Origin of the sequence: Paenibacillus sp. (assembly GCF_048976745.1) — a bacterium.
Lineage (GTDB): Bacteria > Bacillota > Bacilli > Paenibacillales > Paenibacillaceae > Paenibacillus.
On sequence record NZ_JBHGUU010000024.1, the window covers coordinates 621,029 to 643,707 of the forward strand.

Sequence of the window (22,679 nt, forward strand, 5' to 3'; positions counted from 1 at the left end):
GTTGGAGCTGGACTATCAGTTGTCAAAGGTTCAAACTTTTTATAATTATGAGCGGCAATTTATCTATAATCTTTTTACTTACAAATTCCTAATGAAATAAGCCCCCTCACCCCAACAAAGCCTGTTCAATCTGATCCACAATCCCATTAATCCCCATCGGCCCATAACACCCAATCCAGGTCGCCGCATCCACCGAATGCACTCGCTGCTCTTCTCCCTCACCAAGCATCCGCAAAACCCGCTCCTCCGTCGCCGATATCCCATCCTGCATGAGTTCATTACTGAGCAAAAAGTAATGGCTGGCTTGTACAGCCGGTAGTCTATCAACCGAGATATGATAGGCCGTGTCGGCGGTATCGGATACAAATAGCGGCACAGGCAGACCCAGATCACGGTATAACACAGCACCTGTACGATGAGCGGCAGAGTGAACCCGAACGAGAGAGTCCAGCGGACGGATCAGTGCTACACTTTTGCCTGCCAATACTGCAGCTAATTCCTCAGATAACAAAGCCGTTCTTCGAAGATAGTCCGCAATGATCTGCTTGGCTTCTGCTCGCTTGCCTGTCAATTCACCAAGCAGGCTCAGAATGGTCTGCCAGTTTTCGTTGCGCTTGAACATCAGCACTGGAGCTACCCCACTTAGCCTTTCAAAATATCGTTCATGCACTTCGGTGCAAATAATTAGATCCGGTGCAAGTCTCTCTACCGCAGGAAGATCAGGATATTCATATGTCCCGAGTAATTCGGTATGTTGGAGCCCCGTTCGGAGAGTTTGAGGGAACGTTAATACGCTGCTCCCTAGTCCGACACTTCCTGCCGGAGACAAACTCAGCGTAAGCAGATGATCAGCATATTGAACATCCAGTACGGCGATACGCTGTGGTGGCTCAGTAACTTGATATTCACCTCGCATATGGCAGATCACCGGACCTTGGGCCGACTCGTACGAAGAAGCGGTGCGATTCCGCAGTAAGGCTTGAGCATACTTTTCATCTAATTCTGAAGCGGCAGCAAGTCGATAACGAAGCGGAGGAACGCCATAATATTTCTTAAACGCCCTGCTGAAATAATACATGTCGCGATAGCCCATTTTATCAGCAATTTCCCCAATGGAAGCATCCGTATGAAGTAACATCCGCGAGGCATTCTCCATCCGCAGCTGGATGACGTATTCCATCGGCCCGAGCTGCTTCTCTTGTTTGAATCGTCGCTGCAACTGCCTTACGCTGCATCCAGCGAGGGCAGCCAGCTCTTTCAGTTCCAGGTTCTGACGATAGTGCGACGTAATATAGGAAGCGACCACATCCACCATGTCGGACTCCGCTCCCCCCTGACCACGTTCATATGCCATGATCAACTCGTAGATCATCCCCTGGAGCAAGGCGTTCGCATAGAATCGTTCCAGTCCTTCGCCGCGGCGCCATTTGGCAACGATTTTTTCCGCATTCTCTATCCATTCCGCATGGGTTGCCGAGTTCTGCACAAAGGATCTGCGCAGCGGGTGTTTACGGTACGATGGCACAACAAGTGAGGCTCCCTCCATGGAAGAAGCCTTGTACTTGATCACTATATAATGAATGTCCTCTGATCTGGCCGTCAGTGTGTAGGATGATCCCTTCACCACATGACAGGCAAAAGAAGCTCCAATGTGGCAACCCTCGCCATCCATTGCAAGCTCCCCTTCCCCTCCGTATGCCAGCAGCAGCACATTAGAAGTTACATCTGTTTCGTGTAAAACACTGCCTGTCTGCAAAGTACCGCTATGCCCGTCAAGCATCTTGATCGCTGTATCACTCCAACCACTTGTCTGTTCTTGCAGCGGCATTTCTTCATCTCCTGACAATCGCATAGGTAAAATCATTGCTGTTGTCATTGTAATTGAGATTCTTTCTCATTGTCAATTTTCGGACATTTGAGACAATACTCCCCTGACATCTGGTAATAGAAACAGCAGGTGATTCGCTCACTTTTGGCAACATGCACATTGTCCTTACAATCGGTGAATCGGGTTAATGGATTCTTCCTCTCACCAAATACCTGCCCGGATGCCACCTGCGTCAGATAGGAGAAATCCTCTCGAATGATCTTACGTTCCTGCTCCGTCTCGCCTTCGTCAGGAGCGAATAATCGGCCAATCCGTACCATGATATTCTCCCAGAGAATGCTCATCGAAAGAGGTGCAATCGCAGCAAGAGCCTTTAACAGCGGTGTCAGCTGTACTGCAAACATCTCCTTGACCGCTTTTTCCCGCCATACGTTCCTGTCTCCAGTCAGTTCTTCAGCCTGAAGCCCGTTCACCGCTAGAAAAGGAAACCGTGTCCCCTCTTCATGTTCTTCGAGCTTCGGATGATAGAGGAAGCTGTTCTCCAGCTGAAAGGTTACATGCTGATGATGATACGTCATCGCGGTCACGAGCGGAGTCGTCCATAGATAGCCAAGCCGCTTGGCTAACATGGAGGCTGCGACTTTCATGTCAGGCGCATTGATATAATTCTGAAACCAGCGGATATACTCTCGACACGCCTCTTCGTCATGCAACTCACTCAAAGCAATGATACGGACACTATGTTCAGGCGGTTCACCGAGCAAAATCGAATAATCCTCTACCGTCTCTTTCCATAAGTCTGTCGAGAGATATCGATTCATATTAGTTCGATCCGAGCAGGGCTTCCGATGCCTGATCTACAATCAGATTAATTGCAAGCGGTCCGTAGTATGCAATCCACAGTGTTGAGTTTACGTCATACGTGCGGTTATTTTTCACAGCATCGAGGGACTTCCAAACGGGATTACTCAACATAGCCTCTGCTTCTGCCGCAAACAGCTCATCCGACAGCACAAAATAACGATCTGCCCCAATCTCAGGCACTTTTTCCATCGAAATTTCAACGGAGCCATCTTCATTAATCTCCTGTACCAGAGCAGGCATTTTCAGCCCCAAGTCATTGTACATAATACCGCCAATGCGGTGCTCAATCCCGTGAACACGAATTCCTTCTTTTCGTGGACGAATGATCGCCACTGTTTCATCGCCCAGCTTCTCTGACAATTGTGCTTTCAGCCCGGCGATTTTCTCTTCATACGCTGTGCGCACTTTCTCTGCCTCGTCCTGCTTGTCTGTAATTTGGGCAACTGTAGCTAACGTATCCCGCCAGTCTTCGTAGAAATCGAGTACCAGGGTGGGAGCAATTTTGCTTACACCCTCATACTGTTTTTCTTGAAAGTCGGTCATGATAATCAGATCTGGATCTAGGGCTACAATCGCTTCCAGGTTAGGCTCGTCCCGTGTACCCAGAACCTGTACGTCACTCGGTTGATCGCCTAAGTACTCTGGAAAATCGGTGTTACCTCCAGCGATAACACTACCTGCTGGCTTCTCACCAACGGCTAACATTTGATCCAGAAACTTAACATCCAGCACTGCAATTTTCTGTGGTTTTTCGTTTAGAGTGATGTCACCCTTCATACCCTTGATCGTTACAGGAAAAGCTCCGTCCGTCTTCGTTTCCGCATTCGCAGGTGTCTCCGCTGGCGTTGCTGCAGATTGCTTACTGCTATCTGTACCTGCTCCGGCACCGCAAGCCGTCAGGACTAGAATAAGGGCCATCATCAAGCCCATGAGTAATCGTGATTTGTGAGCAGTATAGGCTTTGTTACCAGCCGTTTGCCCCTTTGTGCCTTGTTTCATTTGTAAATCCCCCTTATGTATAATACTGATAATGATTTTCATTATCGAAACATAAAGAGAGTATATACGATCTCCGTATCGTGTTACCATGTACTTTTGCGACATTTGAGCCGGACTAATGCGACATGGCAAGCCGCTTATCCGCCCTTTAACTTTTCTGCAATGTACGCTTGCAATCGGTAGATGTCTGAAAGAAGCTCTTCTTCCTCCGGCGTATTCCCATACTCCCCCAGCCAACGAGGTGTGCGGATATGCCACTCATCTGTCGTATATTGTTGTTCATCCCGATACTCCAAAATATGTCCCAGGAAATATTCCAGTGATCCAAAAGATTGTTTACAACTATCGTTGATGATGGATTGTGTTTGTGCAATGATTGACTGTAACATGTGCTGAATATGATCTTCTGGATTCACGTCGTTAATTTCCATCGATTACTCCCCACCCTATCTCTACAAAAAATAAATTAGTATATTATTTAAGTGAGCCTAATATTTCAAAACGTAGAATTCTGTTCCGATTAAATACAATAAATCGATGCCCAATGAGTATGGAGACATCGATTCATATCATCTAATTATTGAGGTGAATCATGAGTATGCGACCAAACATCAAATATAGCATTATTATTAGCGCAGTTATTATTGTCGTTGTTCCTATTATCTTTGGATTGTATATGTTGAACAAGGTTGTCGATCCTGACGAGACAATGGTTACGAGAACTGAAGTTTCTCCTGAGCGTATTACCGTAAAAGGTGGATTTGCAGACAGTATCAGCAGATATCATGGCTACTCCCTCTCACATCATAACAATTCACTTTTCATTCAGATTAAAGGCAGTAAACTTCCTATCGGTGGTAGTAAAGACTTCACAATTTCATTTTCTAATACTTATGGGAATGTTGATGAAATCTACTTATTAGGTCCTGGTAACGCTAAGAAAAAGATTTGGCCAAATCCCTAACTTTCATTGGAATGGATATCATATGATCTGACGCAAACAGCTTCAGTCTCTTCTGCTTAACTTCTTAAATGCCGAGTATTCCTGATCGGACTGTATATAACTTAATATCTTTTCCGCACATGCAGCTGAACTCAGCTCTTCCGTATTCACTTCCAGATCATATTCATCATAGGCGTAGATGTAGTCAAACTGTGAATGGGCAAGTCCAATCTCACGATCTCCCCTGCTCTGCTCTCTTCTGGTGAGTTCTTCTTTGGAGCAATGCACACCTACAAACAATATCGAATAATCCGAAAGCAATTTATAAAAATCGTTAAACCACTTGTCATTGCTGATAACCGTATCCACGATGACATTCAAACCCATTTCCGAAAACAGCTTAATCGTTGCACAGTACAACGAATTGATCGGGTCGAACAGGATATCGGTCATCACATGGTGTTCCACTTCTCTTGTTGGTTTCAGATCTGGATATGTACTATCGATGAACTGATCATAATTATGCAAAAATTGATCTACAGATAGATGATGAAACGGAATATCTCCTTGTTTTTTCATTTCCATCGCAATGCTGGTCTTTCCCGAACTTGACGTTCCGTTCAAAAATATAATAAGTCCTCGTTCCATATCTATCACCCTTATCATTAAAATTGAAAACACTGTTCAGCGGAATTACCACTTTCTCCATTCTTCCGTAATATCTTCATTCTCCTGGATGTCTAATCCAGCCTGCCTAGCCGCCTTGTCTATAAAATCAGCCAAATCTTCACGTTCCATCGTTTCAATAAAGTAACCATTGGCCTCTTTCATTTCATTAAACCAGGTTTGTATAATTAAATTTACAATAATTTTCAAATATATGTATAGTAGAAATGAAGTAAGATGCTTTTAAAAGAAGTTAAATCTAACGGAGAGGATGAGATCATGTCTTTTTTCAAAAGGAAGGTTGTACTAGTCTCTTTATTCGTATTGGCTATCTCTGCTGTTGCAATCGCTTACGCAAATGGTCAATCGAAAACGGACGTGCCCATTCATAACCTCGTCAACCTTTCAGCCAACTCTTTAATATTTCATGAAATAGATAAGCTGGATGCGTTTGCTGAACTGATCGTTATTGGTTATGCAACAGAAGATTTCAGAGATCGAGAGCATGTTATTACTGCATTTGATGATGGGACCATGCAGTCCTTTCACACCAATACAAACATCAAGATTGATAAGATACTGAAAAAACCTGACGATTTCCCTTCAGATCAGAACGAATTGAAGATCATTGAACCCGTCAGTCTGGAAGGAGACGTCAAGTATACAGCCAATGACTATGTAGAACTTCAGAAGGGTGATAAAAGTGTGCTTTTCTTGATGAAAAACACCTTTGGTGATTATGGATTAATCAATGATAACCTAGGCAAATTCAGCCTTGAAGGCGTAACTCAATATAGTGTACCTCAATCCTCCACCGCACAAGCGTTATCAGATTACAAGACATTCCGTGGCTTGGTAATGGAAAAATATAATATACAGCAAGTTCAATAGCAGACCACCAGCTAGTTGAATGTACAAAGAAACCGTCTCTTTGGGTATATGGTTGCTCGCACACTCATTTACCAAGGAACGGTTTCTTATAATTTTACAATTTATAATGGGGCTATGCCTAATCATTTACGACCTATGGGAAAAGCCAAACGAGCTGTGGGTCCATACAGCCGATCCATGTCGCGAAATCTACCGAGTATATGCGCTGTCACTCATACGTATCCATAGTTCCCCAGACACTTGCTTGATCGCTGATATTCCGCCCTGTATAATTGTTCAACCTTTTATACCACTAAAGGTAATGCCGCTAATAAACGTCTTTTGAAGAAAAAAGAACAAAACGATAATAGGTAATGTCATCAAGGTGGAGACGGCCATTAATAGACCCCATTCGGATCCCTTTTGACTCTGAAATTGCTGCAATCCGAGCGAAACCGTGTAAGATGGTTCATTGGTTAAATAAAGCAAGGGGCCCATGAAATCAGTCCAGCTCCCCATAAATTGAAACAATGCCACGGCTAATACGGCGGATTTGGCTAGTGGAAACATGATCTGTAAATATATGCGGAACTCACTAGCGCCGTCTAAGCGACCCGCTTCGCGCAGGGCATCAGGCAGTCCCATGAAAAACTGCCGCAATAGAAAAATGTAAATGGGCACTCCAAAAAATTGGGGTACAATCAGTGGAAGAGGTGTTCCCACCCAACCTAATTTAGTAAACAACAGGAATAGAGGAATCATGGTCACCTGTCCGGGGATCATCATAACAGCAAGGGTAACAAAGAAAAGTATACCTCTCCCACGGTACTCTAACTTGGCAAAACTATATGCAACCAAGGGACAGGATATGATCACACCAAGCGTACTAACGATAGTTATAATCGCCGTGTTTTTCAGATATGTCCAAAAAGGGATATACTCAACAGCACGGGAATAATTACTCCACAGAATTGGACGCGGAATCCACTCTGGTGGGAATGTAAAGATTTGTGTGAGTGGCTTAAGAGAAGTCGAAAGCAGCCATATGAACGGAATCATGAAAAATGCAGAAGCAACAATTAGACATACATAGGCTAACGCACGATTGATTCTTTTGATAGCGGTAGGATTCATCCCTTACTTCCTCCTCCTTATTTCCCCTGATAATGAACCCAGCGTTTAGACGTAATAAAAATAATTCCGGTTAATGCCATAACGATAATAAATAAGATCCAGGCCATGGCGGAGGCATAACCCATTTTGAAATACCTAAATCCGTTCTCATATAAATACATGACGTAGAAAGTCATGGAGTTTGCAGGAGTTCCTTGCCCTTTGGTCAATGTATAGGGAAGAGTAAACTGTTGGAATGCACCAATCATTCCCATGACAAGGTTGTAGAAAATAACCGGAGTGAGCAGAGGCAGGGTTACCTTTCTCGTTTTCTGAAACCAGTTAGCTCCATCGATTTGCGCCGCTTCATAGTACTCCTCAGGGATGTCTCCTAGTCCAGCAAGATAGATAACGACAGCTTGCCCAATACCCCAAAGCGACATCAGAATGAGAGAGGGCTTGGACCACGACTCACCACCAAGCCAAGCGGGCCCATCGATACCGATATTCGCTAACATCCCGTTCACCAATCCGAAGTTTGGATGTAACAGCCACATCCACAGAACAGCCAGAGCTACTTGTGGCACGAGAGTGGGTAAGAAAAAGATCGTTCTGAATACAGCCATACCCTTGACCTTCATATTCAACATCATAGCGAGTGCCACACCGAAAAATATACTTAATGGAACAAAAAATACGGTAAAATAAATCGTGTTGTATATGGATTTCCAAAACAGAGGATCATGGAAAAGATCTCTATAATTATTCAATCCGACAAATTCACCCGGCTGCAGAATGCTGTAAGTAGTGAAGCTGAAGTAGATGGACATTAGCATCGGAATTGCATAAAAGCATAGCAGCCCTATAGCCCAAGGTGAAGCAAACAGCCACCCAATCACGTTAGTTCTGTGGAGTGCTCGTTTCCTTGCCGATGGAATTGCTTTTACTTGAACTGGATCGGCCAGTTTCGCCATGTACATTCTCCTTCCAATTGTCATTCATGAATAGGCAAGGAGAGAAAGTTCGCTCCCTGCCTACCGAGCACTCTATTTGTCGTATTTTTCTAGAGCCTTATTAACCGTCTCTGTTACTCTATCCAGGTTCTCTTTCGGAGTGCCGTTACCGCGGGTAGCCTTTTCCGTAGCGGAAGCTAACTCATTCCACAGCAGTTGTCCTTCAGGAATAACTGGGCGGTTATGTGAATTGGGCAAAATATTAATAAATTCCTTCATAATTGGATCGTCCTTGTAACCGTACTTGTCGTTAACCGAATCAATAACGGAAATTTGAGAGTCAGCGTTTAATAACGTTTGCCCTTCTTCTTTCCCTAAGAATTCGAGGAATTCCCAAGCAGCAGCGACGTTCTTGGCGCCTTTAGGGATAATAGCGGACCCGCCTCCCGACCATGTCGTAAAATCAGTACCTGTTGGGGTCGGTATGGGTGCAACACCGTAGTTTAAATCCGGCTTAAATTTTTCGATGCCCTTCACCGTAAAATTTCCACTTATCTTCATGCTGACTTGACCGGAAATGAACGGATCCATTTCCTCCGTACCCGCTGCACTTGTGAATCCGGCAATATCCTCGACATTGTATTTTTGGCCAAAGTCGGTCATCCATTGTAATGCTTCCACGACTTTAGGATCATTTGCGGTAATTTTGCCGGTGGCAGCATCCTGGAACTCTCCTCCAAATGCCCATCCCCAAGTATACAGCCAGCCTTGCGAATACCATGGGATGAACCCGATCCGCTTGAAACGTTTACCTTCCTTGATAGTTAACTTATCGGCGGCCGCTTCAAGCTCGGCGATCGTTTGTGGTGGTTTGTTGGGATCCAGCCCCACTTCTTTGAAATGATCCTTATTATAAAATAACAGGCGAGAGTCCGTATCCATCGGCATTGCATAAAGCTTTCCTTGATAACTGGACTCCTCCCATGCAAATGGATAATACATTTCCTTACGTATTCCGGATTCTGCTGCCATCGAGGATAAGTCAGTCAGAGAACCTTGTGCAGCCCAAGTACCGACCTTAAACCGATCGAAAAGTGCAACGTCAGGAGGGTTGCCGCCTGCGACTGCAGTCAGCAGCTTCTGATCGGATCCCTCGTTGGATTCTGTATAAACCAAATTCATTTTGATCGTAGGGTTTTTCTCTTCAAATGCCTTCACAACTTTATTCATATTATCTAAATCAATTGAGGTAAGACCATGCCACATCGTAACCGTTGTAATCCCCTCTCCGGCCTGATCGCTAGAGCCTCCCTTGGTTGAACAAGCCGTTACAAGTAGTAACATAACCAGAAAGCAAACAAGAATTGGAAATGTGGATTTTTTGGATCTCCTCATTCAAAGTCCCCCTTAAGTTAAATGAATTCGTTTAACTTGGATTCCTATAGGATCCACTTCATTTTCTGATCATCCACAACTTATGTAAGCGCTAACAACTCTAGTGATATGAACTATAAAATCAGAAAATGATGAACACCGTGAATTTGTTATAGGAGCTCACTAGTTATACTAAGTATATTAATATGACATCATAAAACATGTCAATTGCAATATTACGACATCACTATTCATGATGTATGGCTATGATTTAGAGATAGATCTTGCGATATCAGGTCAGGAAGGTCCCTGCCTCGAAGTTAATATTTCTGATATCAAAAAAAGTGCCGAAAAGCCCATCGGGACTTCTCGACACTTTGAACAATATCCTTGCTTTGGTTTAGCTGCACTTGAATAAACCTTACCCGTTATTTTTCACAACCATACGATGTTTAATAATGTTCAGCTCGGGAACTGCTGTTCCATGCAATTGAGAGATTAACATATCCACTGCCAATTCACCCATCTGCTTCTCATCCTGCTTAATATGAGTGAAGATGGGTTGACCCAGGTGATCGTTCAGGGAGTCGAAACAAACGATCTCGTATTCCTCCAGAGATTTCCCCATCGAGTGGATGACTTGAGCCAGCATGGTAGCTACTAGAAATTCCGATGCGACAAACGCCTTTACATCAGGATGTTGTTTCAAAAAATGCTTTACTGTTTCTTTATCACTTTCAATCGCTGTTCCGTTTATGTTCTTGGGAAGGGTGCCCTTCAAGTTCGTCAATACATAATCTTTGTTCAAATTCATTCCTTCCTGGGTGAAGGCAAACGTATATCCGAGCAGCCTTTCCTCCAACGTTGAAGTGTTCTCTTCCGGCGGAGATAAAAAGGCAATTTTTTTATGACCTTTGTTAATCAGATGACGCGTAAGATCCATGGCTGCTTTCTTATTGTCTGTATATACCGAACAAACCGGAATTCCTTTTAGATATCTATCGGCCAAAACAATTGGAAACCGATCTAATACAAGTCGAAGCAGTTTAGAATTATAGTGTTGACCATGAATGGGCGTCACGATTAATCCTTTGATGCCTAAACCAATAAATAAGTCGATCGCACGTTTTTCCTCATCCCGATCCCCGCAAGTTCGCTTGATAATGAGTTGATAATTATGCTCAGCACTCCGCTTTTCCATCGATCTAAGAAGTTCCAGGCCAAACTCGTCAGAAAAATTCGGTATAATAAACCCGATCACCCGCTTATCGTCCTCAGGTACCAAAGTTGTTCTTACCTCTGAATAATGCTTCGGTTCTTGTCCTCCAATGATACCATCGGCTACATATGAACCTTTTCCTTGTATTCGTTTAATAACCCCAGAATCTGCTAATTTCTCCAGAGCCTTTTTAGATGTAATACGACTGACGCCAAATTGTTCAGCCAACTCTTTTTCAGAAGAGACCCGGTCACCTTCTTTTAAACGACCTTCTTTAATCTCTTGTACAATATAGCTATATATCTGCTCGTATAAATGCAATTCCACAAAACCACCCTGACATCATAATATTAATATACTAAGTATATTACACAAGAAGTAATTCGCAAAGTTAGTGGATGGGATTGTGGTGTTCCTTGAAGAAGGTCGAATGCCTCCTAGAGGCTTGATGATTGTACAGGCTTCCTTTCGAATGTAAGCAGGATCAAAATTAGCACCTTGATCACTTCCCCCTCTAGCAACAGAACGTTGCAATTGAATTAACTCTATAATTAGACAATATGTATTTGTTCTTTTAACAGTTTTAATCATTTTCAACCTTTACTTCAGCAATAAAGAAATTCTCTCCAGGTATTGAATCTCCAGCTACTCTTCTTATCATTGACAATTGACCAACATGTGTCATTGCATCTGATAGTGGTCCTTGAATCAGTTTTTCGACAATTCTCTCTTTATTTGGTAGTCCATTTGATTTCATTAAATTGTCTAAGTTATGCAGCTCATTAAAAAATGTCTGTACTTCGTCATTCCAGTTTCCTGATTCTTTCTTAGGTTGTACTTGGTTATCAAAAACGGATTGGGCATATCTTATGACGTCAGACATGTGTGCCAAAATCTCAATTGGAGTTCTTACTCCGTTACCGAGCTCATAATTCGGGTAATTGCTTGGAGCATTTAGAATTGCTTTTGAACATCGATACTTGAGAGACGAGAGATAATGTCTTAAAAAGTAAATTTCATCCATTTTTATTATCCCCTTTTCTAATTCTTTTCTTTTTGCAAGTCTACTGAACTTTCATAATAACTCTTACGCATCTAACTTCTTATTGTAGTAAATATTCATGGAACATATGTGTTTCTGGACAAGTGAATCATCTTTTTCATTGCTCTTTTTATTTTGATTCATCTTTTCAGATGTGTTACCATGTTCTTAAATAAAGACCAAGTGCGGCGAACACTTGGTCAGCACAATTGGCTTGGATGGTTAATCCCTTCTTAAGTCAAGTTAGTACAAAGACCCACCTTTGGCTCTCAACCTTGGGGTGGGTTTTTACTTTCTCTGTTGTTATTGATGTAGTTAAAAGTGCAAGAATGAATGTTCCGAATAACAGCATTAGAGTCATCGCATCTTTCACTTCCATGGTTTCACCTCCTTTCGAAGGGAAACCATACCCACCCAAGATTCAATTGTAGCTATATTTTACCTTTGTTTACATCTCCGTACAAGTGTTCTTATCTGCTTTTTTGTATTCTTTCCTTTATTCTATTTTCAGCCCATCATTTCTATCATATAACATCTAATTTATGTACTCCGTAAATACCACACATCCTATAGTTTCTGAATACAGCCCAGGTCTGTTCCGTTTTCCAGTAAATGCGTAACAAAAGAGTGCCTCATGACATGAACACTAACCTTTTTTCACAATGCCTGCGCGCTGTCTAGCTTCTTCGAACAATTTCTGCACGCTACGCTCGGTAAGATGCCGTTCCGAAGAGTGCTCCGGAAACAACCAGCAATGGGTCTATACTCAGCAATGTAGTTCTGCACAATCTCCCAAGCAAGATTGAAAATAGGTTTCTCCGATCCTTTTGGCCTTTTCCCTGTCTTACGATAATTGTCTGACGCTCAATATCCAGATCGCTATATCGCAGACGAACGACTTCGCCTACACGTAGCCCACCTGAATGGGTAGGATACAGAATCGTCTTATGCTTGAGATTAGTTACGGCTCTAAGCAATTTGGCAACTTTTTTTTCGGACATGACATTGGGCAGCTTTGTCTGCTTTTTTTGGACGTATATACTGGATTTCAGCAGGATAATGGAGCACATGTTTGTAATAGAATCGAACCGCACTTATTGTCTGATTCACATTGGAATGGGAAACTCCTCACTCAAGCAAACCCAAACAATACGCCTGGACGTTTATGTGTTAATTTCTGTATTTGTTTGAGGATGACTGCCCAGAAATCGTTCGATCTGACTGCAGTATGCTTTAATGGTTTTCCGACTGTATCCTTTACATCAAAATGGTTCGTAAACTCCTGGATCGATGTAATATTGTGAGGAATAATCCACAGTTTCTGTTTGGGCTCCCACCGTCTACCCGATATCTGACGAATGCGTTGAATATATACAGTTTTATAGGGAATATGGACATGAAGTGAGTCAGCTGAACCTTTAGTTACAATGATTGTCTCTTCGGTTCTGGCCTTATCATTCATAAGAAACTCTCCTTTGACTGAATTCGACATGTGATTCTATGTAATTTGGCAAATAAAAAAAGGAAGATCATTCTTCATCCCGTGTGGGAATCAGATGATCTTCCGATGCTTTCGTTTCGGAAATATGATGTTGAAAAGGTAAATCTGAGCGCGGCTTATGCAACGGCAAGCCGCGTAAGGGTGAGGTGCTGCGTCCAACGGGTGCAGTACCTCATACAGACGCATCGCGTTTATTAGCGCGGTGCTCATGTTTGTGGCATCTCGAGCATAAAGCCGCGATGCTTCATCCTGCTACATGGCATCAATCAGCCATGTAACTTATCTCAGGCCGCTGCACCTACATGGCAGCGGCTTCTTCTCCCAGCGGTAGCGTGTAATACTGGGCCTGCTGCCCTTCATGCTGCTGGTACACAACGACCAGCAGCGTCCGGCCTTTCGCGGCAAGCGGGCTGGCGCCAGCTAGCACACGCTCAAGCCGGAACGGAAGCACATCCAATACGGTGTGCTTCTGCAGTTCCTTTTCGCCGAGACCAAGGTCGGCGAAAGCACGGGCACCCATGACCGTCTGTGCGGTCATGGCCGAGGTCATCGGCAACGCACGCGAAGCGTTGCCGTCTTCCCCGTCCGCCGCTCCATCCGCGGCGGACCCTGTTGCGTCGCCCGAAGCAAGCGACGCTGCACCCCCGGCTTCGCTGCCGATCACACCCGCCGCATCCGCGGCAGAGTCTTCCTCGGCAGCAGCCGAACTTGCCGCAGCGACACTCGCACCCGTGCCGCTGCTTTCCAGCCATGCCGTGCCAGCGGCACCGGCAACACGTGGCAGACGAACGTCTTCCGGACGTTCAGCCAACGTTTTCATATAACCCGCCCACTGGTCTTTCTGGAGTGGATCTTCCCACCAGATTTTGCGTGGTTTGTATTTGTGACCGAGGAAATAATCCAGTTTCATCAGGCCGAGTACGATATCCATATGCGGCGTATTCCGCGACTCCAGGAAGCTGTGCAGACGAGTAAACAGATCCTCCAGCTGGTGACCAATCTTCTGCCAACCCTGACCTTCCCAGTAATCCCCGAACGCCTGGAAGAAATCAAACGGCGAGTTGAACTCCTGCTCCATCAGATACTTCAACGTGTGGTCCATCCGGTGTGCGTTCCAGTATTTCTCCAGTACATCCTCCAACCGCTTCAGGCGTACGATGTCACTGAACGGCAGGACATCACTGCCCAGAATCTCATACGGTGCGTGATCCATATACGTATAGTTGTACTTTTCCGCATCCAGACGCAGACCCGTACCACGCAGCATTTTGAGGAATCCGAGCTGAAGCTCTTCCGGCCCCAGTGCAAATACATCGTTAAACGTCTTGCGGAACGTATTGTAATCTTCCTCCGGCAGTCCGGCGATGAGATCCAGATGCTGGTCGATTTTACCGCTAGCTTTCACTTTGTTGACCGTACGGCTCAGCTTGGTAAAGTTCTGGCGGCGTTTCACCAGTTCATTTGTCGGATCATTCGTGGATTGAACCCCGATCTCAAACCGGAACGTGCCTGGTGGCGCATTCTCTGCCAGATAGTCCAGTACTTCAGGACGCATAATATCCGCCGTAATTTCAAACTGGAACACTGTCCCCTGATGATTCTCAATCAGGAATTTGAACATTTCGAGCGCATAATCCCGCTTGATGTTGAATGTCCGGTCCACAAACTTGATCAGCTTTGCACCCTTCTCAATCAGGTACAGAATGTCCGACTTTGTCCGCTCAATATCGTAATACCGCACGCCGACTTCAATACTGGATAGACAGAACTGACAACTAAACGGACAACCCCGACTGGTTTCAAAATAAACAACCCGCTTCCCAAGCTCCGGAATATCCTCTTCAAATCGGTGCGGTGACGGCAGATCGTTCAGATCAGCCTTTGGCCGTCCTGGCATGAGAATGACTTCTTCCCCTTTGCGATACGCCAGTCCATACACAAAGTGGAACTTCTTGCTTCCTTCCAGCTCCGTCAACAGCTGATGCAGCGTCTCTTCCCCTTCACCCATCACGATGAAATCAACATTGGGAATCCGATTCATCCAATATTCCGTGTCGTAGGACACCTCCGGCCCGCCCAGCAAAATTTTCACGTCAGGCATAACCTTTTTCAGATTATCAATGACCTTGATTGTCTCTTCAATATTCCAGATGTAACACGAGAACCCAATCACGTCCGCCCCACGCTGGTACAGATCAGACACAATGTTCATGACGGGATCTTTGATCGTATACTCCGCCAGGTCAATATCAAAATCCTTCTCACTGTACGCCTTCAGACAACGCAAGGCCAAGGAGGTATGGATGTACTTTGCATTTAATGTAGAAAGAATAACCTTCATGGTTCACAACCTTTGCCTGGACACCCAGACCATATTTTTTTGGTAAAAAGAAAGCTGCACAGCCATCCTGCCCCGGATGCTGTTCATCTAAACCTCTTTTGAACTAGCCATTCCATGTCTCATGGACATATCCAACTTTTGTCTTTCAAAGAGTGGACACTCTTTTCAAAAAGACATATACACCTCGCCAAACAAAAACCACAACATACAGTATGAAACACACATAATAAAACTACATGCTGTATGTGATACGATCAGCCCTTTCTAACGCCAATGTTCACCTTTTGAAAGACAATTTACCATCTTTTGTCCGCATCCCAGAGACACAAAAATCAACTTCAAACTCAACTTCACCCTGTAAAAGACCTCGTTCGCATTCCATCCACAATAGATATCCACATTTTACTGCCTTGAGCCTCTAGCTTTTAGCCTCGAACCTCTACCGAACGCTTCCCCCGTATCATGGACGAACCATCGACTTGCACGAAGCATATATATCAAATTATTAATCAATTAAGCTTTACGCGTCATGAACTTCAAAGACCTGAAAGCGCGAATGTAACAACAATCCTCACTTCATCCCATCCAGCCAAACTCGCTCATTATTGATCATAACTCGCTCATACTTACTAATACCTTCTCATACCTACTCATACTCGTAAAAAGCATCGTCATCCGTATCGACTTCTTCACCCGATTGCTTCTGGAAAAACTCCAGGAACGGTAGCCCGTACTTGCGGTACTTCACCTCACCGACCCCTTTGATATCCAGCATGTCACGTTCTGTCTGTGGACATACCACACTCATCTCACGCAAAGTTGCATCATTGAAGATAATGTACGATGGTACATGCTCTTTCGCCGCCAGATCACGACGGATCAGACGAAGCTGTTCAAATACCGTCTCATTAACCGCAGATGGCATCGCATCGCGTCCACGACGTCCGCCGTAATTCGTACCCGAAGCCGTTGCCGCTGTCTTGCGGACGACACGTTGCATCACTTCACGCTGGCCTTTGAGCACTTCCACCGCTAATGGTTGCAAACGTACAACCGGATACTGTCCCTCGGACAGCATCAGATATCCTTCGGATACCATCACGTTGATGATCTCCGATATCTCACGCTCTGTCCGATTGCCCATCACGCCGTAGGTTGGCAGAGAGTTGAAGCCGTAATCAAGCACCTTTTTGGCACGGGAGCCTTTGAGCACCGAAGCGACCAGCGATACACCATACCGTTCACGCATGCGGTGAATGCAGCTGAATATTTTCTGCGCATCAATCGTCATGTCTACCAGCTCGCGGTCGTCCGTACAGGAACTGCAAATACCGCAAGGCGTATCGTCATGCACCTCACCGAAATAATCCAGCTGTGCACTACGCAGACAGCGGGTCGTGTAACAGTAATCCACCATCTGTTGCAGCTTCCGGTAATCGTTCTGTTTGCGGTCGCCCTCCATCGGATTCTGCTCAATCAGGAACTTCTGGGTGATAATGTCCTGTGCCCCGAATAACAGAATACACTGACTTGGCTCTCCGTCCCGGCCCGCACGCCCGGCTTCCTGCACGTAAGCTTCCATGTTCTTCGGCATACTGTTATGAATCACGTAGCGTACGTTCGATTTATCAATGCCCATCCCGAACGCATTCGTCGCCACCATCACTCGGATATCATCGTACAAAAAAGCTTCCTGGCTCTGTGCCCGTTCATCATCCGTCATTCCGGCATGGTAGCGTCCCGCAGGCAATCCCGCCTGCAACAAACGCTGATGCAGATCGTCCACGTCCTTACGGGTCGCGGCGTATACAATCCCCGGCTCGCTGGCATGCTCGCGCGCATAATTCAGGACAAAGTCCTTCTTGCTCTCGCCGCGCAGCACGCTAAACGCCAGGTTATCCCGCCCAAGTCCGGTCACGTATGTCTGCGGGTCCTGCAAACGCAGCAACCGCAGAATATCTCCCATGACCTCGGGCGTTGCTGTCGCCGTAAAGGCCGCAACGACCGGCCGCTCCGGCAAACTGTCCACAAACGGCGCTACCGCCAGGTAGCTTGTCCGAAAATCATGCCCCCACTGTGACACACAGTGAGCCTCATCCACAGCAACGCATGAGATCGGCAAATAGCCCATCTCTTCGCGGAACCAATCCAGCTCCAGTCGCTCAGGCGCGACGTAGAGCAACTTCAGCTCACCGCGCTGCGCTGCGCGGATGCGATCATTCACTTCTTTGCCGCTCAGTGTACTATTAATATAAGCGGCAGCAATTCCGGCGGTCGTCAACGCATCGACCTGGTCCTTCATCAATGAGATCAATGGGGAGACAACAAGTGTCAGACCCGAATATAACAGAGCGGGGATCTGATAACAGATCGACTTACCGCCCCCGGTTGGCATAATGCCGAGCGTATCTTCACGTTCGAGCAGGCTGGCTACAATCTTTTTCTGTCCCTCACGGAAGTCGGGGTAGCCATAATATTTTTGCAGGAGACCCTGCGCTTCTTCAATAGTAGGTGTTTGCACACTCATGTAAAGACTCCTTACTTATCACCGGTGTTTCTCCACCAGCTTGGTCCGATCCGATTCTGACATCCGAAAGCGGCTCATATGCCGCATCCTTGACAACAAAATGGCGTTCTCATGACTTGTCCGTCAAGCAAACGCCGCTCCCTTTAGTTTAACGGCCCAGCCCCGAATGAGCAACCGCGTTTTACTGTAAATCGTCGAACCTGCTTCATTAAAATAAAAACAACCGTCCTGCCCTAGTTGGACAAAACGATTGCTTTAAACTTTTGTTTACGAACCACACTCATATCCTGCTAGTATACACATACCAATTCATCCGGTGAACCTACTACACCTTGTAATTTCACTTTAATCTTTTAACGACTCTACCTCAGACTCCGACAAGCCACTAGCCTTGGCAATAACAGCAACTTCAATACCTAGTGAGAGCATATTTCTTGCAATTTCAAGAGCTTTTTTACGTTCGCCCTTTTCCGTAGCCCATTCAATCATGGAAGCTTCATCATACAAATACTTCTGCCGTTCTTCATACAAACGACGCGCTTCCCGATCCTGACTCAAGAACTCCAGCGTATCCCTTATTTTCTTAACCCCAGATTCATTCATGTTGTATCACCGCCTTTTGCATTCATGCGATAATACAATCCTTTCCTCTGCATCAGTTGTTCATGCGTCCCATCTTCAACAATTCGGCCTTGTTCCATCACAAGGATGCGAGAGCACTGACGAGCAACCTCCATCCGATGTGTGACAAGCAGCCCTATTCTGCCTTGCATAAAGTGCAGCAAGTGATTCATCACGTTCTGTTCTGTCTGAATATCCAGAGATGACGTTGGTTCGTCCAGAATATACAGATCGGATGACCTCGTAAAGAGTCTAGCAAGCGACAGTCGCTGTTGTTGGCCTCCAGACAGATTGGCCCCTTTCTCATGCAACATTGCTGCGTATTGTCCTTCCTGTGCCTCAATATATTCATGCAAACCTGCCTGCTCTGCCGCAAACTTCACTCTGTCCAATGTAACGTCTGAACTCAGACGAATATTTTCTTCGATCGTTCCTGTAAAAAAAGTTGGTGTCTGCGGCATATACGTGAGTCTGGACTGGTCATCCATCTCTACATACTCTGCAACATGTTTATCACCCAGCATTACGCTTCCGTTTGTTGGCTCGATCAGCCCTGCACACACTTGGCACAGTGTAGATTTGCCAGCACCGCTGGCGCCAACGACCGCAACCAGTTCACCAGGAACCAGATTAAGCGTAATCTGATCCAAAATCGTCCGATCACTGATTTCATCTATTACCGTAACCTGTTGAAGACCTAGCATAGCAATTTCGTTCTCTTTATGTGCCCCTTTTTGTGTATTCCCTTGATCTTGGTTACAAATTCCCTGTGCAAGCTCTTCGTGCTTAGTATTGGATGTGTCAGTCTTCTTGTTCTCCGCCAACTTCAACCATGCAGAGATACGTCCAAATGCACCCACGCTGGCTTGCATCTGACTCCACTGGCTGGACAAGCCGAGTACTGGCCACACCACCAGTTCAAACAGCAGACTACTTGCAACAACCATGCCTGGAGATAAAGTTCCCCTAGCCGCTGACAAAGCAATAAGGAACAGTGCTGCCAATTGAGCGAGACCAAACACCGCCATCGCCACGTTATCCGACATACTCAGGGTCATCTGTAACTTGGCCTGAACACGATTCAGTGATTGCTGTTGTGTTCGAAAACGAGCAAGAAACCACGGTGAAGCATTATACATCTGAATCACCGGTATCCCTTCAACATACTGTTGGATCTGTTCTTGGGACTCGCCTTCCCTGGATTCGACCTCATCGGACAGATGTACAATTCGCTGATCATACAACCTCGCCGTGAACCAGATGGCCCCTGCACTTACCAAGGCGATAACCGCAACCCATGCATCTGCTCTGTACAAATATCCCAGCGATAGAGCAATGATGAATACAACCGTAACACCCTCTGCAATAGCCTCCACAACTTCTGCACCATGCTTGGTGTCTTCCTTGATGCGAAGCATCACATCCCCGGACTTCTGTCTGCGCACCCAGGAATAAGGCATCCGGTTTAACAGTTTCAACAGATCCATGGACATATCCCGTTGCATCGATTCTTTGAGCCATACCAGCACGTAACGATGCATCGCGAGCAATACAATAAATCCTGCCAGAATGGCGATGAAAATCATTGCGGTGGCATTAAGCTGTTCCTGTCCCCCATCATGAATAGCATCCACGAAGAATCCCTGTACAAAGGCTAGTCCCCAATCAAAGACCGCATCTGCTGCGATAAAAATGAACAAGATCGCTACAGCTAATCCATAAGGTTTCATCCAGCGAAAAATAACGGGCCATACCGTTGCCAATGATACAACTTGCTTTGGGTCATCTGGAACATCACTTTCGTTCATCTGATGATGAGCTTCTATTTCAGACTTTTCATTTTCATTATTTTCATTTATCTCATATGCTCCACTTTTCTCATGACTGCTTTTCATTTCAACGTGATCGGTATATGCTATATCTTCGATCTTGTTACTCATGCTGTTCCTCCACTTCCGTATCCTGCTTCGCAATATAACTTCGATATCCGTTTGGCCGATCCAGCAATTCACGATGAGTCCCCGTATCTGCGACGCGTCCCTTCTGAATATAGATGACCTGATCAGCCCGCTTGATCAGCGATAATCGATGAGTAACGGCAATAACCGTTGTGCCTTTGTCAGCAGTGATTCGGGCAAAGAGATCATTCAATCGTTGCTCATGCCACGGGTCTTGAGATGACGTCGGTTCATCCAACAATAGAATATCCGGGTTTCTCAGCATTGCTCTGGCTAGACTAATACGCTGAAGCTCACCACCCGACATCGTTCCGCCTTGCGGCTGAAGCTCTGTCCCATAGCCGAGCGATTGACGCATAATCGAGTCATGTGCAAGCGCCATGTGGGCCGCAACCTCTACTTGATCGGAAGATATCCCCTCTTGTCCAAAAACAATATTCTCTTCCACTGTGCCTGTGAAAATAAAGGCTTGTTGCGGAACATACACCTGATTGACTTGCGCTGTCTGAACTTCGTGCATATCCTTCAGTGAATTCTTCTGATCTATGACCTTAATCGAACCAGTAACAGGTGTGTCTAATCCGGCTATTAATTTCAATAACGTGGTCTTTCCGCATCCACTTGGCCCCGTGATTACAGTGAGCTTTCCTTTCGCGGCTACAAAAGAAATATCTGTTAGCACTTCTTCTTGTTCTGCATACCTGTAAGACACATGATGCACGTTGATGCCAGCTGCTTTAGCTTGTTTTTCAAGCTGCCCCAAATGCGTATCGGACTGTACATATGTATTTGTACTGGTATTAGCAACCGTGTTCTTTTTCTCCAAATCCAACACTTCAAAGATTCTGGACGCATGAGAAGCCGAACCAATAAAATCATTCCACAGCCCAGATAAAGATTCAATCGGACGAGTTAACTGACTGCTAGCTACCAGAAAAGCTGCCAGTCCGCCTACATCCATATGTCCATTCAGAACCTGCATGCCGCCTAGATAGAGAATCAGAATCATGCCACCATACGTCGAGAACCGTCCGGCTGCTTCCGAAAGTCGTTGTAACACTGATACAGACATCGTATGTTTGAAAACCTGATCCATTCGACCTTTAAATTGATGGTGTACATAACCCGCGAGTCCGTAACTTCGGATCTCAACCGGGGCTTGGATGATTTCAGTCAGTATCTCATCTCTTGATGCTGCACTGGCATTCAACTGATCATGCCGTCTTTGTAGACTTTTACCCAGTCCGACCGTTACAAGAGGATAGATCAATGTGAATGCAATGATAGCCAACGACAGCGGCAAGTTCACCCAGCTGAAGTAAGCAAAGGCAAGAATCAGCTGAATGATATTTTTTGCGAGTTCAATGCCATGTTGATTTATTCCCTTCTGTGCTTCCTTGGCTGAAGTCCAGACCCTAGAGGTTAGATCACCCGTATGATAATGTGCCAGATCACGTGTCTCTGTGTTGCTAAAGGATGAGAGTAGTAGAGACTGCACAGACAATAATGTCTTTTGCTGGAATAACGTCTCGACCCTCGTCATGAATGCGGTTACAATCAATCGTAATACGACAATGCTAACGCCTATGATCAAACCTGAGTAGAGTAAAGAAAACTGTGCTTCTGTTGCGCCTTTGACCAGTCTTCGGATCGATTCCAAATAACCGACCTCAATCAGGGAGACCAAACATGCGGCGAAAAGTAACAGAATGATGAACATACGGTACTTGCCCGTTAGTGTCCATAATCGAGTTAACATGCCTAACGTTGTATAAGTTCTTTTGTCAGCAAACATGGATGGTTTCTCCAATCTTGTCATTAAATTATGTACTTGGTTATGATATCATCGGTGATAAGGAA

The 22,679-nt window shown here is 45.3% G+C and carries 20 protein-coding genes and 1 pseudogene; 2 read left to right on the forward strand and 19 right to left on the reverse strand.

Annotated elements, in window-relative coordinates; genetic code table 11:
* Positions 1-106 precede the first annotated feature (106 nt).
* From ACE3K2_RS28875 to ACE3K2_RS28890, 4 genes are all read right to left on the reverse strand, one after another.
* A complete protein-coding gene (locus tag ACE3K2_RS28875; RefSeq protein WP_421898307.1) occupies positions 107-1,828 on the reverse strand; it encodes a helix-turn-helix domain-containing protein in 1,722 nt (573 codons plus the stop codon).
* Positions 1,829-1,872: 44 nt separating this feature from the next.
* Positions 1,873-2,649: a (2Fe-2S)-binding protein gene (locus ACE3K2_RS28880; RefSeq protein WP_421898310.1), complete on the reverse strand. Its 777-nt coding sequence runs from the start codon at positions 2,647-2,649 to the stop codon at positions 1,873-1,875.
* A gap of 1 nt (position 2,650) precedes the next feature.
* On the reverse strand, positions 2,651-3,691 hold the full coding sequence (locus tag ACE3K2_RS28885; protein ID WP_421898313.1) for an ABC transporter substrate-binding protein: 1,041 nt from the start codon (positions 3,689-3,691) through the stop codon (positions 2,651-2,653).
* Between the two features lie 137 nt (positions 3,692-3,828).
* The gene (locus ACE3K2_RS28890) at positions 3,829-4,122 is read right to left on the reverse strand and encodes a hypothetical protein (RefSeq protein ID WP_421898316.1); all 294 of its coding nucleotides are present in this window, start codon (positions 4,120-4,122) and stop codon (positions 3,829-3,831) included.
* A 161-nt stretch (positions 4,123-4,283) separates the two neighbouring features.
* Here ACE3K2_RS28890 and ACE3K2_RS28895 point away from each other — a divergent pair, with 161 nt between their 5' ends.
* Positions 4,284-4,655 (forward strand): hypothetical protein, encoded by a 372-nt coding sequence (locus ACE3K2_RS28895; protein ID WP_421898319.1) that lies wholly within the window; start codon positions 4,284-4,286, stop codon positions 4,653-4,655.
* A 42-nt stretch (positions 4,656-4,697) separates the two neighbouring features.
* Here ACE3K2_RS28895 and ACE3K2_RS28900 read toward each other — a convergent pair whose 3' ends face one another.
* Positions 4,698-5,282: a chloramphenicol phosphotransferase CPT family protein gene (locus ACE3K2_RS28900; protein WP_421898322.1), complete on the reverse strand. Its 585-nt coding sequence runs from the start codon at positions 5,280-5,282 to the stop codon at positions 4,698-4,700.
* Positions 5,283-5,327: 45 nt separating this feature from the next.
* Positions 5,328-5,465: a hypothetical protein gene (locus ACE3K2_RS28905; RefSeq protein ID WP_421898528.1), complete on the reverse strand. Its 138-nt coding sequence runs from the start codon at positions 5,463-5,465 to the stop codon at positions 5,328-5,330.
* A 114-nt stretch (positions 5,466-5,579) separates the two neighbouring features.
* On the opposite strand from ACE3K2_RS28905, the gene ACE3K2_RS28910 reads away from it, so the two are divergent.
* Positions 5,580-6,191 carry a hypothetical protein gene (locus ACE3K2_RS28910; RefSeq protein ID WP_421898325.1) on the forward strand — a complete coding sequence of 204 codons (612 nt, stop codon included), beginning with the start codon at positions 5,580-5,582 and terminating at the stop codon, positions 6,189-6,191.
* A 276-nt stretch (positions 6,192-6,467) separates the two neighbouring features.
* On the opposite strand, the gene ACE3K2_RS28915 is transcribed toward ACE3K2_RS28910, so the two are convergent.
* The 13 genes and pseudogenes from ACE3K2_RS28915 to ACE3K2_RS28975 all read right to left on the reverse strand — a co-directional run bounded on the left by ACE3K2_RS28915 (position 6,468) and on the right by ACE3K2_RS28975 (position 22,614).
* Positions 6,468-7,304: a carbohydrate ABC transporter permease gene (locus ACE3K2_RS28915; RefSeq protein ID WP_421898328.1), complete on the reverse strand. Its 837-nt coding sequence runs from the start codon at positions 7,302-7,304 to the stop codon at positions 6,468-6,470.
* Positions 7,305-7,321: 17 nt separating this feature from the next.
* Positions 7,322-8,257 carry a carbohydrate ABC transporter permease gene (locus ACE3K2_RS28920; RefSeq protein ID WP_421898331.1) on the reverse strand — a complete coding sequence of 312 codons (936 nt, stop codon included), beginning with the start codon at positions 8,255-8,257 and terminating at the stop codon, positions 7,322-7,324.
* Between the two features lie 72 nt (positions 8,258-8,329).
* Positions 8,330-9,631, reverse strand: coding sequence for an ABC transporter substrate-binding protein (locus ACE3K2_RS28925; RefSeq protein WP_421898334.1), 1,302 nt, complete (start codon positions 9,629-9,631; stop codon positions 8,330-8,332).
* A gap of 400 nt (positions 9,632-10,031) precedes the next feature.
* Positions 10,032-11,156 (reverse strand): GntR family transcriptional regulator, encoded by a 1,125-nt coding sequence (locus ACE3K2_RS28930; RefSeq protein WP_421898337.1) that lies wholly within the window; start codon positions 11,154-11,156, stop codon positions 10,032-10,034.
* A gap of 256 nt (positions 11,157-11,412) precedes the next feature.
* Positions 11,413-11,853, reverse strand: coding sequence for a hypothetical protein (locus tag ACE3K2_RS28935; protein ID WP_421898340.1), 441 nt, complete (start codon positions 11,851-11,853; stop codon positions 11,413-11,415).
* A gap of 256 nt (positions 11,854-12,109) precedes the next feature.
* A complete protein-coding gene (locus ACE3K2_RS28940; RefSeq protein ID WP_421898343.1) occupies positions 12,110-12,250 on the reverse strand; it encodes a putative holin-like toxin in 141 nt (46 codons plus the stop codon).
* 325 nt (positions 12,251-12,575) lie between these two features.
* Positions 12,576-12,872 (reverse strand): tyrosine-type recombinase/integrase, encoded by a 297-nt coding sequence (locus ACE3K2_RS28945; RefSeq protein ID WP_421898347.1) that lies wholly within the window; start codon positions 12,870-12,872, stop codon positions 12,576-12,578.
* A 131-nt stretch (positions 12,873-13,003) separates the two neighbouring features.
* Positions 13,004-13,333 carry a hypothetical protein gene (locus ACE3K2_RS28950; RefSeq protein WP_421898350.1) on the reverse strand — a complete coding sequence of 110 codons (330 nt, stop codon included), beginning with the start codon at positions 13,331-13,333 and terminating at the stop codon, positions 13,004-13,006.
* 337 nt (positions 13,334-13,670) lie between these two features.
* On the reverse strand, positions 13,671-15,713 hold the full coding sequence (locus ACE3K2_RS28955; protein ID WP_421898353.1) for a B12-binding domain-containing radical SAM protein: 2,043 nt from the start codon (positions 15,711-15,713) through the stop codon (positions 13,671-13,673).
* Positions 15,714-16,359: 646 nt separating this feature from the next.
* Complete coding sequence (gene recQ, locus ACE3K2_RS28960) at positions 16,360-18,240, reverse strand: DNA helicase RecQ (RefSeq protein WP_339303479.1); 1,881 nt, start codon at positions 18,238-18,240, stop codon at positions 16,360-16,362.
* 345 nt (positions 18,241-18,585) lie between these two features.
* A pseudogene (locus tag ACE3K2_RS28965) lies at positions 18,586-18,843 on the reverse strand (hypothetical protein); the annotation flags it as partial.
* Positions 18,840-20,801 (reverse strand): ABC transporter ATP-binding protein, encoded by a 1,962-nt coding sequence (locus tag ACE3K2_RS28970; RefSeq protein ID WP_421898356.1) that lies wholly within the window; start codon positions 20,799-20,801, stop codon positions 18,840-18,842. The pseudogene ACE3K2_RS28965 and the gene ACE3K2_RS28970, both read right to left, overlap by 4 nt.
* A complete protein-coding gene (locus ACE3K2_RS28975; protein ID WP_421898359.1) occupies positions 20,794-22,614 on the reverse strand; it encodes an ABC transporter ATP-binding protein in 1,821 nt (606 codons plus the stop codon). The genes ACE3K2_RS28970 and ACE3K2_RS28975 overlap by 8 nt, the downstream gene beginning before the upstream one ends.
* Between the last annotated feature and the right edge of the window lie 65 nt (positions 22,615-22,679).